At 72.5% G+C, this 12,601-nt stretch carries 12 protein-coding genes; 7 read left to right on the top strand and 5 right to left on the bottom strand.

Going from position 1 to position 12,601, the window contains the following annotated elements:
• Window positions 1–23 precede the first annotated feature (23 nt).
• The gene (locus tag ACIO9J_RS08470; protein ID WP_401994553.1) at window positions 24–965 is read left to right on the top strand and encodes an amino acid ABC transporter permease; all 942 of its coding nucleotides are present in this window, start codon (window positions 24–26) and stop codon (window positions 963–965) included.
• 11 nt (window positions 966–976) lie between these two features.
• Complete coding sequence (locus ACIO9J_RS08465) at window positions 977–1,729, top strand: amino acid ABC transporter ATP-binding protein (RefSeq protein ID WP_401995914.1); 753 nt, start codon at window positions 977–979, stop codon at window positions 1,727–1,729.
• 109 nt (window positions 1,730–1,838) lie between these two features.
• Here the strand turns inward: ACIO9J_RS08465 and ACIO9J_RS08460 are convergent, their stop codons facing one another.
• Window positions 1,839–2,624, bottom strand: coding sequence for a class I SAM-dependent methyltransferase (locus ACIO9J_RS08460; RefSeq protein WP_401994551.1), 786 nt, complete (start codon window positions 2,622–2,624; stop codon window positions 1,839–1,841).
• A 91-nt stretch (window positions 2,625–2,715) separates the two neighbouring features.
• On the opposite strand from ACIO9J_RS08460, the gene ACIO9J_RS08455 reads away from it, so the two are divergent.
• Complete coding sequence (locus ACIO9J_RS08455) at window positions 2,716–3,366, top strand: CGNR zinc finger domain-containing protein (protein WP_401994548.1); 651 nt, start codon at window positions 2,716–2,718, stop codon at window positions 3,364–3,366.
• Here the strand turns inward: ACIO9J_RS08455 and sodX are convergent.
• The gene (gene sodX, locus ACIO9J_RS08450; RefSeq protein ID WP_401994545.1) at window positions 3,249–3,683 is read right to left on the bottom strand and encodes a nickel-type superoxide dismutase maturation protease; all 435 of its coding nucleotides are present in this window, start codon (window positions 3,681–3,683) and stop codon (window positions 3,249–3,251) included. The two genes, ACIO9J_RS08455 and sodX, sit on opposite strands and share 118 nt — an antisense overlap.
• 144 nt (window positions 3,684–3,827) lie before the next feature.
• Here sodX and sodN point away from each other — a divergent pair, with 144 nt between their 5' ends.
• The gene (gene sodN, locus ACIO9J_RS08445) at window positions 3,828–4,223 is read left to right on the top strand and encodes a superoxide dismutase, Ni (protein ID WP_401994542.1); all 396 of its coding nucleotides are present in this window, start codon (window positions 3,828–3,830) and stop codon (window positions 4,221–4,223) included.
• Between the two features lie 92 nt (window positions 4,224–4,315).
• On the opposite strand, the gene ACIO9J_RS08440 is transcribed toward sodN, so the two are convergent.
• Together ACIO9J_RS08440 and ACIO9J_RS08435 are read right to left on the bottom strand one after the other, a co-directional pair.
• Window positions 4,316–4,966, bottom strand: a complete 651-nt coding sequence (locus ACIO9J_RS08440) for a response regulator (RefSeq protein WP_401994539.1) — start codon at window positions 4,964–4,966, stop codon at window positions 4,316–4,318.
• Entirely contained in the window at window positions 4,966–7,074 is a 2,109-nt protein-coding gene (locus ACIO9J_RS08435) for a sensor histidine kinase (RefSeq protein WP_401994536.1), read from the bottom strand. Before ACIO9J_RS08435 ends, ACIO9J_RS08440 begins: the two co-directional genes overlap by 1 nt.
• A 101-nt stretch (window positions 7,075–7,175) precedes the next feature.
• On the opposite strand from ACIO9J_RS08435, the gene ACIO9J_RS08430 reads away from it, so the two are divergent.
• Both ACIO9J_RS08430 and ACIO9J_RS08425 read left to right on the top strand, forming a co-directional pair.
• A complete protein-coding gene (locus ACIO9J_RS08430; protein WP_401994533.1) occupies window positions 7,176–8,282 on the top strand; it encodes a lysostaphin resistance A-like protein in 1,107 nt (368 codons plus the stop codon).
• Between the two features lie 201 nt (window positions 8,283–8,483).
• Window positions 8,484–10,625 carry a GTP-binding protein gene (locus ACIO9J_RS08425; protein ID WP_401995912.1) on the top strand — a complete coding sequence of 714 codons (2,142 nt, stop codon included), beginning with the start codon at window positions 8,484–8,486 and terminating at the stop codon, window positions 10,623–10,625.
• Between the two features lie 44 nt (window positions 10,626–10,669).
• Here ACIO9J_RS08425 and ACIO9J_RS08420 read toward each other — a convergent pair whose 3' ends face one another.
• Window positions 10,670–11,587 (bottom strand): sigma-70 family RNA polymerase sigma factor, encoded by a 918-nt coding sequence (locus tag ACIO9J_RS08420; RefSeq protein ID WP_401994530.1) that lies wholly within the window; start codon window positions 11,585–11,587, stop codon window positions 10,670–10,672.
• A gap of 92 nt (window positions 11,588–11,679) precedes the next feature.
• Between ACIO9J_RS08420 and ACIO9J_RS08415 the strand changes: the two genes are divergently transcribed.
• Window positions 11,680–12,585, top strand: a complete 906-nt coding sequence (locus tag ACIO9J_RS08415) for an aminoglycoside phosphotransferase family protein (protein WP_401994527.1) — start codon at window positions 11,680–11,682, stop codon at window positions 12,583–12,585.
• The last annotated feature ends 16 nt before the right edge of the window (window positions 12,586–12,601 follow it).

Raw genomic sequence — 12,601 nt, 5'->3', positions numbered from 1 at the left:
CTAGTCGCTGAAAGGCCACTCCCGTGACCACCGACATCTCCAAGAAGGGCCCCGGGGACGACGTCCCGAAGGCGCGCCCCGCGGAGGCCATCAAGGCCATCCCGGTCCGCCACTTCGGCCGCTACGTCGCCGCTGTCCTCGCGATCGGCGTCCTCGCCGCGATCGTCTACGCCTTCTCGCAGGGCGACATCAACTGGGGCGCGATCCCCGACAACTTCTTCGACGAGCGCATCCTCAGGGGTGTCCGCGAGACGTTGATCCTGACGTTCCTCTCGATGCTCATCGGCGTCGTCGGCGGCGTCATCCTGTCGGTGATGCGCCTGTCGAAGAACCCGGTGACCTCCTCGATCGCCTGGTTCTACATCTGGTTCTTCCGCGGCACGCCGGTCCTGGTCCAGCTCTTCGTCTGGTTCAACCTCGGCTTCGTCTTCGACTACGTGAACCTCGGCCCGATCTACAAGGACGAGTGGTCGGACTTCATGACGCCGTTCCTGACGGCGCTGCTCGGCCTCGGCCTCAACGAGGCCGCCTACATGGCGGAGATCTGCCGCGCGGGGCTGCTCTCGGTCGACGAGGGCCAGACCGAGGCGTCGCACGCGCTCGGCATGAGCCACGGCAAGACGCTGCGCCGCGTGGTGCTCCCGCAGGCGATGCGCGTGGTCGTGCCGCCGACGGGCAACGAGTTCATCAACATGCTGAAGACGACCTCGCTCGTCGCGGCCGTCCAGTACTACGAACTCCTCAAGTACGCCCAGGACATCGGCACCTCGTCGGGCGCGACGGTGGAGACGCTGCTGCTCGCCGCCGCCTGGTACCTGATCATGACGTCGATCCTCAGCGTCGGTCAGTACTACCTGGAGCGGTACTACGCACGCGGCTCGTCCCGCACCCTGCCGGACACCCCGTTCCAGAAGATCAAGGCCAACATGTTGTCGCTGGGCAACCGCGCGGGAGGTGTTCGCTGATGACGACCGCCATGGTGAAGTCCGAAGGCGTCCACAAGTCCTTCGGCAACGTGGAGGTGCTCAAGGGCATCGACCTGGAGGTCAAGTCGGGCGAGGTGTTCTGCCTCATCGGCCCGTCGGGATCCGGCAAGTCGACGTTCCTGCGCTGCATCAACCACCTGGAGAAGATCAACGCGGGCCGTCTCTACGTCGACGGCGAGCTGGTCGGCTACCGGCAGAAGGGGGACAAGCTGTACGAGCTCAAGGACAGCGAAGTCGCCCTGAAGCGCCGGGACATCGGCATGGTCTTCCAGCGCTTCAACCTCTTCCCGCACATGACGGCCCTCGAGAACGTCATGGAGGCGCCGGTCCAGGTCAAGGGCATCGCCAAGGCCCAGGCGCGGGAGCGCGCCGGGCAGTTGCTCGAACGCGTCGGCCTCGCCGACAAGGCGGGCAACTACCCCTCGCAACTCTCCGGCGGCCAGCAGCAGCGCGTGGCGATCGCCCGCGCGCTCGCGATGGACCCGAAGCTGATGCTCTTCGACGAGCCGACGTCGGCGCTCGACCCCGAGCTGGTCGGCGACGTGCTCGACGTGATGCGCGACCTCGCGGAGTCCGGCATGACGATGATCGTCGTCACGCACGAGATGGGCTTCGCCCGCGAGGTCGGCGACAGCCTCGTCTTCATGGACGAGGGCGTGGTGGTCGAGTCCGGCCACCCGCGTGATGTCCTGACGAACCCCCAGCACGAGCGGACGCAGTCGTTCCTGTCGAAGGTGCTTTAGCCCCGTAAGGGGCGCGGGGAACTGCGCGAGCAACCACGACGCGCCCGCACGCGAAGAACTACGCGAAGGGGCGGTACGGATCCGGATCCGTACCGCCCCTTCGGCACTGCTACTTCAGGCCAAGCACCAGCGCGTCGGACGGCGACGCCCAGACGGTGCGGGCCTCACCGAACCCCGCGTCGCGGAGAGTACGCGCGTGCCACTCGGCCGAAGGCATGTCCCCGTCCGCATGCTCCCCGTAGATCGCGAAGCGCGCAGCCGTGGGCGCCGCGAGGACCGGATCCGCGGCGGCCAGCTGCCACCACTCCTTCCAGTCGAGGACGCCCTCGGCCTTGGCCCGGTCCATCCGCCGGTGGCGCAGCGCGCTCTCGGCCGCGTTGACGCGCGGCGTCGCGGGGTCGGGCATGTGGTCGGCGTTCATGAAGACGCCGCCGTCGCGGACGAGCCCGGCGACCTGGCCGTAGAGCGTGGCTAGCGGTTCGCTGAAGAGCCAGTGCAACGCCGTCGCCGTGAGCACCGCGTCGTACGAGTCGTACGGGAGCGCGGCCGTCCACTCCGGGTCCTTCAGGTCCGCGGTGACGAAGGTGACCCGGTCGTCCCCGGCGAAGGTGCCCTCGGCGATGGTGAGCAGCGCGGGGTCCAGGTCGACGCCGACACTGGTGGCGTCCGGGAACCTCTTGAGGAGCCGGTCCGTAATACTTCCCGTACCGCACGCCAGGTCGAGCACGCGCGGCGCGGGGCCGACGACGGCCTCGACCATGTCGAGCATGATCTGGAACCGCTCCTCACGGTCGGGCAGATACCACTGCTGCTGCCGGTCCCAACTGTCCTGCCAGGAACGCCAGTTGGTCCCGGTCTCAGCACCGGTCTCGGTTCCGGTCCCCGCTCCAGCCATCAGAACCCCTCCACTTCGTAATACCCTGGTACCGCCATCGGTCATTACCGGCCGACGACTCGACGATAGCCCGCGCCCGTAAGGACTACAAGTGGAACTGGCCCATTACTCAGACTTCGCCGTACGCCTGGTCAACAGCGAGGAGCCGGGCCGCGACAAGGACTCCTTGACCTCGGTCGAGGTGATCAAGGAGCTGTTCGGGCCGAGCACGCAGATGGCCCGGCGCGCCACGGAGTCCGACCTCACGCGCTTCCGTTCGGTGCGGGCCAGGCTCAGGGCGGTGTTCGAGGCGGCCGACGGGGGCGACGAGACGCTCGCCGTGGACCTGCTGAACTCACTGCTCCTGGAGTTCCCGGTCAGCCCGCAGATCTCGGGCCACGACCACCGGGACGAGGACGGCCGCCCGCTGTGGCACATGCACCTGGCGGACCACTCCTCGAACGCGACCGCCGGATACGCCGCGATCGCCGCGATGGGCCTCGCCTTCCACCTCACCGAGCACGGCGTGGACCGCTTCGGCCTGTGCGAGGCAGTGCCGTGCCGCAACGCCTATCTCGACACCTCGACGAACCGCTCCCGGCGCTACTGCTCGGACCGCTGCGCGACCCGCGCGAACGTCGCCGCCTACCGCGCCCGCAAGCGCCTGGAGACGGAGCGGTCGGCCGGCACGGGCCGCACGGCGGACAGCGCCCAGCGCGCCATCGCGAACGGCGAACGCCGTCCGGGCACCGGCGGGCGGTAGCGGAACCGCACCTTCCCCAGCACCAGTTCCTCGGGCACGACGCCGTAGTCCGTGCTGTCGCCGCCCGCGAACGCGTTGTCGCCGAGCACCCACCAGCCGCCGTCGCGGCGCTCGGTGGCGCGCTTGACGACCAACAGGTCCTGCTGGAACGGATGGCGCAGCACCACCACGTCCCCCGGGCGCACCCGCGCGCCCCAGTGCACGAGCAGCCGGTCCGCGTGACACAGCGTGGGCACCATCGAAGGGCCCCTCACCTCCGCCGCGCCGAACGGCAGAACGGCCCGTCCGCGCTCGCTCTCCTGTGACAGCTCCGGCATCACCGCACCTCCCCGGTCCTATCCTCCACCAGTCCCAGTCTGACCCTGGACTTTTGTCCTAAGCCCATGGGGGCACTCGCGAAAACCCGCCCCTCACGGAGTAATGTCCCACCTGAGAAGACGATCACGAGGAAGGACAGCGACATGCTTTCCCGCCTGTTTGCCCCCAAGGTGAAGGTCAGCGCCCACTGCGACCTGCCCTGCGGCGTGTACGACCCGGCCCAGGCCCGCATCGAGGCGGAGTCGGTCAAGGCCGTGCAGGAAAAGATGGCCGCCAACGACGACGCGCACTTCCAGGCGCGCGCCACGGTCATCAAGGAGCAGCGAGCCGAGCTCGCCAAGCACCACGTCTCGGTGCTCTGGAGCGACTACTTCAAGCCCCCGCACTTCGAGAAGTACCCGGAGCTGCACCAGCTGGTCAACGACGCCCTCAAGGCCCTCTCGGCCGCCAAGGGCTCGACGGACCCGGCCACCGGTCAGAAGGCGCTGGACCACATCGCCCAGATCGACAAGATCTTCTGGGAGACCAAGAAGGCCTGACGCTTCATCCGACAGCACCCGGCGTCCGCGCGGAGCCGGGTGCTGTCGGCGTTTCCGGACAGGCCCGGCCGCCGCGGCAGTGCGCCCGGCCGTCAGTGCGCCCGGCGCGGCTGGGCGAGGCCCAGGTCGTACGCGAGGATCGTGGCCTGGACCCGGTCGCGCAGGTTCAACTTGCCGAGCAGCGCGTTGACATGGGACTTCACCGTGCCGGTCGTCACACCGAGCGCCTCGGCGATCTCCGCGTTGGTGTGGCCCGCGGCCACCAGGGTCAGGACCTCGCGTTCGCGGGGCGTGAGGGACGCCAGGAACTCGGGGTCGGGGGCCGGTGCCGTGTCGGCGAAGGCGTCGATCAGACGGCGCGTGACGGTGGGCGCGAGCATCGCTTCGCCCGAGGCCACCACCCGGATCCCGGCGAGGAGTTCCTCGGGCAGCGCGTCCTTGAGCAGGAAGCCCGAGGCACCGGCGCGCAGCGCGTCGTGGACGTAGGCGTCCTGGTCGAAGGTGGTCAGGACGAGGACGCGCGCGGCGGTGGGCCCCTGGTCCGCGGTGAGCAGGCGGGTCGCGGTCAGGCCGTCCATGCCCGGCATGCGGATGTCCATCAGGACGACGTCGGGCGCGAGCAGGGCCGCGAGGCGCACGGCGTCCGCGCCGTCCGCCGCCTCGCCCACCACGTCCAGGTCGGGCTCCGCGTCGACGATCGCCGCGAATCCGGCGCGGACCACGGCCTGGTCGTCGACGATCATCACTCGGACGGTTCCAGCTCCGGGGTGGTGAGCTTCGGCTGCGGGGTCGTTGTGGGGGGTGATGGGAGTGTCTCCTTCGGACTCTCGGAGGGGGTCGGGGGCGAGGGTGCGGTCGCGGTCGGGCCGGTCGCGGTCAGGGCGGTCGGGTCGTCGTGGGAGGCGGTCGTCTCGCGCAGCGCGGCCAGCAGGTCGCGCATCGCCGCGAGCGCCGCTCTCGCCCGCTCCGCCACGGCCGCCAGGTCGCCCGCGTCGGCCGCGGTGCCCACGCCGGACGCGTGGCGCAGGACCTCGCCGCGCAGCTCCGCGGCGATCCTGCGGCGCTCCTCGTACGCCGTGGCGACCGCCGCGTGGACCGTGCTCGCGAGCGCGTGGCCCTCGAAGGCCCTGACGCGTTCGCGCCGGGTCCGCAGGGCCGTCCCGACGCCCCAGAGCGCGCCCGTCGGGAACAGGAACACCACGCCCGCCAGGACGGCGAGGAAGACCAACAGGCCGAAGCCACCGTCCGTTTCGAGCTCCTGGATGCCGTCGGACGACGCCAGGGCGAGGCACGTCAGGGAGAGTCCGCCCGCGGCCACCGCCGTCGCGGGCCAGGTGTGCCGGGCCGGTCCCGCGTGCGCCGCCACCGCGTACAGGGCCACGCACACCGCGGCGCCGCTCGCCACCGTCAGGCACAGCGCCGTGTCCTTGTGGAGCAGCCCGAAGGCGACGCCGAGGGGCGCGAGCCACCCGAGGCCGAGGACGGCGCACAACACCGCCCAGGGCGCCCTGCGCCGCCACAGCAGCGGCAGGGCCAGCGCGGCGGCCGGGCCGACGGCCATCCCGACGTCGGAGGAGCGTTCGACCAGGACCGCGATGACGGTGAGCGCGGCGACGGCCAGCGCGGTGGCGCCGTCGGTCGCGTCGAGCCCGCGCAGGGCCGGGTGGCGCGCGGCGCCGCCGACCGGAAGTGCCGTGCCGCGCGGCAGCCGGGCGCGCACGGACCAGCCGGGTCCTTCCGGGCGCGGCCCCGCCTCCAGCGTCCCGTCGAGCGCGGCCGCCCGCTCCCGCATGCCCGCGGTACCGCGTCCCGAGCCGAGCCGCTGCCGGCTCGCGGAGGCGCTTGCCGTGCCGCGCGCCCCGTCGTCCTCGACGGTCAGGTCGACCACGCCCCCGGCGTCGTCGCCGTCCGAGACCACCAGGCGTACGCGGACCGCGGCGCCCGGGGCGTACCGGAGGGCGTTCGTGAGGGCCTCGCGCACGATGCCGAACGCCGCGTCGGCCACCGGCCCCGTCAGCGCCGCGAGCTCCGGTGCCACCGTCACGGCGGGGCGCAGTCCGAGCCGGGCGAAACCGGCGGCGAGTTCGTCGACGCGTTCCTCGACGGCGCTGTCCTCGTCCGCCGCCGACGTCCGCATCATCGCCACCAGGCGGTCCAGGGCCGCCAGCGTCTCGCGGCCGCCCTCGGCGGCGAATTCCAGCGCCTGCGCGGTCAGTTCCGGCCTGCGGTCGCCGAGCCGCAGCGCGGCGTCCGCGGTGACCACGACCGAGGTGAGGTGGTGGGCGCTGACGTCGTGCAGCTCGCGGGCCAGGCGCCGGCGCTCGGTGGTGGCCGCCCTGCCCCGTTCGGCCTCCGCGCGCGCCAGGTCCCTGGCGGCCGCCCGGCGTCCGGCGTGCCAGCGGCGGCGCCCGCGTCCCAGGCCGAGGACGGCGAGGACGACCGCGCAGTTCGTCAGGATCTCGCCGAAGACCTCGACGCCCTGGTCGAGGTCGAGGACCGCGCGGCCCGCGTCGCAGAGCAGGACGGCCGACCCGACGAGCACGGCCGTGCGGCCCGCGCCGCGCACAGCGACCGAGTACAGCGCGACCGTCAGGCCGATCTCGGGCACCAGGACCATCTCGTCCGGCAGGAACACGCAGGCGATCAGGACGGCCTCGACCGCGACCGTGGCGGCGACCGGGTGCCTGCGGCGCACGCCGAGCGCGACGGTGACCGCGAGGGCCACGGCGAGCCCCGCCGCGAGCCGGTCGGCACCGACGGGGTCCCCGTCCCGCAGCGAGCGGCCCGGCCAGTAGGCGAGCTGCAGCATCGCGAGGAGGACGGGCAGCAGCCAGTTCCGTATCCGCTCCATATCGGGCCCAAGGATACGGAGCGGCGTCTATCCCTGGTTAGAGAGCACGATCGTGCCGGCGGCCGACGTCCGCGCGCGCCGCTGCGGGGATGCTGAAGAGCATGACGACGACGCCCCCGCCGGCCGGGCCCGCGCCACAGCACCCGGCCGACCCGTACGCCTACGCGCCGCCCCCGCAGTCCCCCGCGCCCCCGTACGCTCCGCACTCCCCCTACGGGTGGTACGGCCCACGGCCCCCGCACGTGCCGCAGGTTCCGTACGTCGCTCCGCCCCTCCCCTACCACCGGCTCGCCCTGGTGACGGGACGCCATCAGTGGTGGCGGCCGCTCGCCGGGACCGGCCTCGTGCTCGTCGGTGCCGTCGCCGCCGCGGTCGCGGTCCTGGTGGGCGGCGAGATAGCCGGCGGGATCCTGGGCAGGCCCACCGGCGATGACGGGTTCCAGGTCTGGGGCGGCATCGGCGAGACGGCGCAGGCCCTGCTCTCGCTGGCCCTGCTGCTCCCCGTGGTGTTCATGGCCGCGCGCTGGGTCCAGCGGCGCCCCCAGGGGACCGTGTCGTCGGTCGCGGGGCGGCTGCGGTGGGGCTGGCTCGTGCGGTGCGGTCTCGTCGCCCTCCCGCTCGTCGCGGGCTCGCTGGGCGTCATGATGCTGCTGCCCGACGCGGGAGGCACCGGGACGGAGGGTACGGAGTGGGCGGGGCTCGGCGACTTCCTGCTGGGGCTCGCCGTGGTGTGCGTCCTCGTGCCGTTCCAGGCGGCCGCCGAGGAGTACGTGTTCCGTGGCTGGCTCACCCAGGCGGTCGGCGCCTGGTGCCGCTCGCCGTGGCTGGCGATCCTGCCGCAGGCCCCGCTGTTCGCCGCGGCCCACGGGTGGGGCACGCCGTGGGGCTTCGCGGACCTCGTGGTGTTCGCGCTCGTCGCGGGCGTGCTGACGATCCGTACGGGCGGTCTGGAGGCGGCGATCGGTCTGCACGTGCTCAACAACCTGCTCGCGATGGGCGTCTCCGCGGCGATCGCGGGGGCGCTCGCCTCCGACGAGACGGCGGCCGACATGCCGTGGACGTCGGTGTGCGTCGACGTCGTGATGCTCTGCGGGTACGCGGCGGTCGTGCTGTGGCTGGCGCGGCGGCGGGGGATCCGGTCGGTGAGTGTGGGGGCGGAGGCGGGGGTGGGTGCGAGTGCCGGTGCGGGTGCCGGTGCGGGGCGTTGATCCCCGGGGCGGCGCGCAGGCGGCGCGCGGTAATTCGGTTGCCGCGCGCGTGGGGCGCCTGATGCACTGAGTGGAGTCGGCGCAAGCCCGGCGTAGTCCAGGTAGGAGAAGAAATGCGGCGTTCGTGCATGTCCATCCCGGAAGGAAGTCACCCCTCTTCTAAGGACATGACGGTACGTGCATTCATCAGCTCCGCACACCCTGAACCTGGGCATTCTCGCCCACATCGACGCCGGTAAGACCAGCCTGACCGAGCGGCTCCTGTACGCCGCCGGCGTCATCGACGAGCCCGGCCGCGTCGACGACGGCAGCACCACGACCGATTCGCTCGCCCTGGAGCGACAGCGCGGCATCACGATCAAGTCCGCGGTCGTCTCGTTCCTCATCGACGCGCCCGAAGGCGTCTCCGAAGGCGCCGACGCGAGCACCGGCGCGGGCACCGGCGTCAAGGTCAACCTGATCGACACCCCCGGCCACCCGGACTTCATCGCCGAGGTGGAGCGGGTCCTCAGCGTGCTCGACGGCGCCGTGCTCGTGGTCTCCGCCGTGGAGGGCGTACAGGCGCAGACCCGCGTCCTGCTGCGCACCCTGCGCCGCCTGCGCATCCCCACGCTGATCTTCGTGAACAAGGCGGACCGCCGCGGCGCCCGGTACGAGGGCGTCCTCAAGCACATCGCCGAGCGGCTCACGCCGGACATCGTCCCGATGGGCACGGTCCCCGGCCTCGGCACACGCGCGGCGCGCTTCGTCCCGTTCACGGCGAAGGACACCGCAGGGGACACCGGGCCGGCCGGGGACGACGGCTTCACCGCCCGTCTGACCGAGCTGCTCACCGCCCACGACGACACGCTCCTCGCCGCGTACGTGGAGGACCCGGCCACCCTCTCGTACGAGCGACTGCACGCCGAACTGGCCCGGCAGACCCGCCGCGCGCTGGTGCACCCCGTCTTCTTCGGCTCGGCCATGACGGGCGTGGGTGTCGGCGAACTGACCGACGGAATCCGGGAGTTGCTGCCGTCGAACGCCCCGGCCGCCGAGGACGCCGACGACCCGGAAGAGCCCGTGTCCGGGAGCGTCTTCAAGGTGGAGCGCGGGGCCGCCGGGGAGAAGATCGCCTATGTGCGGATGTTCTCCGGCACGCTCCGCACCCGCGACCGCGTCGACATCTCGAGGCCCGAGGGCGCACCGCCCGGCCCCCGCGAAGGCAAGGTCACCGCGGTCACCGTCTTCGACCAGGGCACCGACGTACGCCGTACGGAGGTCCGCGCGGGCCAGATCGGCAAGCTCTGGGGCCTCGGCGGCGTCCGCATCGGCGATGCGCTCGGCGCCCCTTCCGGGCGGGCCGGGGGCGCGGGCTCCGGCCCGCACCACTTCGCCCCGCCGACCCTGGAGACCGTGGTCGCCCCGCTGCGCCCCGCCGACCGGGGCGCCCTGCACGTCGCGCTGACCCAGCTCGCCGAGCAGGACCCGCTGATCGGCCTGCGGCAGGATCCGGTCCGCAAGGAGGTGTCCGTCTCGCTCTACGGGGAGGTGCAGAAGGAGGTCGTCCAGGCCACGCTCGCCGAGGACTTCGGGCTCGACGTCACCTTCCGCGAGACCACCACCATCTGCGTCGAGCGGGTGGCGGGCACCGGCGAGGCGTTCGAGATCATCGACAAGGACCCCAACCCGTTCCTCGCCACGGTCGGCCTGCGGGTGGCGCCCGCGCCGGTCGGCGCCGGGGTGGAGTTCCGGCTCGGGGTCGAGCTCGGCGCGATGCCGTACGCGTTCTTCCGCGCGGTCGAGGAGACCGTCAGGGAGACCCTGGACCAGGGCCTGCACGGCTGGCGCGTGCCCGACTGCGTGGTCACGATGACGCACTGCGGCTACTGGCCGCGGCAGAGCCACGCGCACGGCACCTTCGACAAGAGCATGTCGAGCACGGCGGGCGACTTCAGGAACCTGACGCCGCTGGTCCTGATGGACGCGCTGCGCCGGGCGGGCACCGTGGTGCACGAGCCGATGCACCGCTTCGTGCTCGACGTGCCCGGTGACACGTTCGGCGCGGTGCTGCCCGCGCTCGCGCGGCTGCGCGCCGTGCCGCACGCGCCGACCACGAGCGGCGCGTCGTACCGGCTGGAGGGCGACATCCCCGCGAAGCAGGTGCACGCCCTGGAGCAGCAGCTGCCCGGACTCACGCGCGGCGAGGGCGAGTTGGAGTCCGCCTTCGACCACTACGAGCCGGTGCGGGGCACGCCGCCCACCCGTGCGCGGACGGACCACGATCCGCTGAGCCGCAAGGACTATCTGCTGCGGGTGGTGCGCCGTACGTCCGGCGGGGGCCGGGAGGAGCCGGTCACATGAGACCGACCCTCTCCCCCTGCCCCACCGGGGCAGGGGGATTCCCCTCAGTCGTCGAACGACGGAATGCGGAGCTCCGCGAGCCGCGCCCGGTCCGCGATGATGTTGATCTCCACGATCCTGCCGTCCACGACGGTGAACGAGGCGAGGGAGAACGGCTCGCCGTCCGGGACGGCGACCAGGCCGGGCACCCCGTTGACCAGGACCATCCGCGAGACCGGCGCGAACCGCGCGAACATCGCCGCCTGCCCGGCCACCGTCGCCGCGCCCCGCACCAACTTCGAGAGGCCGGAGGCCAGTTCGCCGGAGTCCGCGCGCAACACGACGTCCGGGTCGAGGAGTTCGAGCAGCGCCTCGAAGTCACCGGCCCGGGTCGCGGCCATCCACGCCTCGACGACCTCGCGCTGCTTGGCGAGGTCGGCGTCCGGCGCGGGCGCCGAGCCCTGCACCCGGCGGCGGGCCCTGCTGGCCAGCTGCCGGGTCGCGGCCGCCGACCGCTCCACGACGGGCGCGATCTCGTCGAAGGGCACGGCGAACATGTCGTGCAGCACGAACGCGAGCCGCTCGGCGGGCGCGAGGGTCTCCAGGACGACGAGGAGGGCGAGGCCCACCGAGTCGGCGAGCAGCACCTCCTGCTCGGGGTCGGCGACCGCGCCCATGCGGCCGACCACCGGGTCGGGAACGTGCGTGTCCATGGAGACGTCCAGGGAATCCTCGCGCCGGGACTGCCGCGAGCGCAGCAGGTCGAGGCAGATCCGCCCCACGACGGTCGTCAGCCAGCCGCCGAGGTTCGCCACCTCGCCGGAGTCGGAACGGCTGAGCCGCAGCCACGCCTCCTGGACCGCGTCCTCGGACTCGGCGAGGGAGCCGAGCATGCGGTACGCCACGGCGTTCAGGCGGGGCCTGTGCTCCTCGAACCTGGCCGCCAGGGCGGCCGCCGCGGCGGCCTCATCGTTCTGGTCCATGCGTCACATTCTCCCGTCGCGGTCCGTCATGACAATGACGGACCGGACCGTTCCGGTGTGACGTTCACCCCCGTTGCCTTGAGGATCCTTCCGTGCTGATCGACGCCGCTCTCGTCCGCAGACTGCTCGCCGAGCAGTTCCCCCACTGGGCGGATCTGCCCGTCGCGTCCGTGCCGCTGCCCGGCATGGACAACGCGACGTTCCGCCTCGGCGAAGCCCTGTCCGTCCGGCTGCCCCGCTACGCACGCTGGGTCGGGCAGGTCGAACGCGAGCAGCGGTGGCTGCCGTGGCTCGCCCCGCAGCTGCCCCTCGCCGTCTCCGCGCCGGTCGCGCAGGGGCGGCCGGGGCAGGGCTACCCCTTCCCGTGGACGGTCCAGCGCTGGCTCGACGGCGAGGCGGCGACCACCGACGGCCTCGCCGACCCCTTGCGCACGGCCACCGAACTGGCCGGTTTCATCAGGGCGTTGCAGGAAATCGACGCGACCGGCGGCCCGGCCCCCTCCCTGAGCAACGCCTTCCGGGGCGAGCGCGTCGGCACGGAGTGTGACGCGCTGGCCGCCGACTCCCTCGTACGCGCGAAGATCGCCAAGCTGGACGGGATCGTCGACACGGACGCCGTGACGGCGGTGTGGGAGGCCGCGCTCGCCGCGCCCGCCTGGGACCGTCCGCCGGTGTGGCTGCACGGCGACCTCGCGACCGGCAACCTCCTCGCCGTGGACGGGCACTTGAGCGCGGTCATCGACTTCGGGACGCTCGCCGTGGGCGATCCGGCCTGCGATCTGATCCCGGCCTGGATGTTCCTGCCCGCCTCGGCACGGGACACGTTCCGCGCCGCGGCCGCCCAGGACGACGCGACGTGGGCGCGGGCCCGCGGCATCGCCCTCGCCGGCTCCCTTCCGGTGCCCGACGACCCGTTCTTCGCGGTGCCTTCGCGGGTGACGGCGTCGCTGCGTCATCTGGACGCGGTGCTCGACGACTTCCGTACGTACGGGAGGTAGCCCTGGCTCCCGTACG

Source organism: Streptomyces sp. NPDC087300 (assembly GCF_044744425.1).
Classification (GTDB): Bacteria; Actinomycetota; Actinomycetes; order Streptomycetales; family Streptomycetaceae; genus Streptomyces.
The sequence above is the reverse complement of the archived record's forward strand: the minus strand, read 5'-3'. Positions and strand labels throughout refer to the sequence as shown.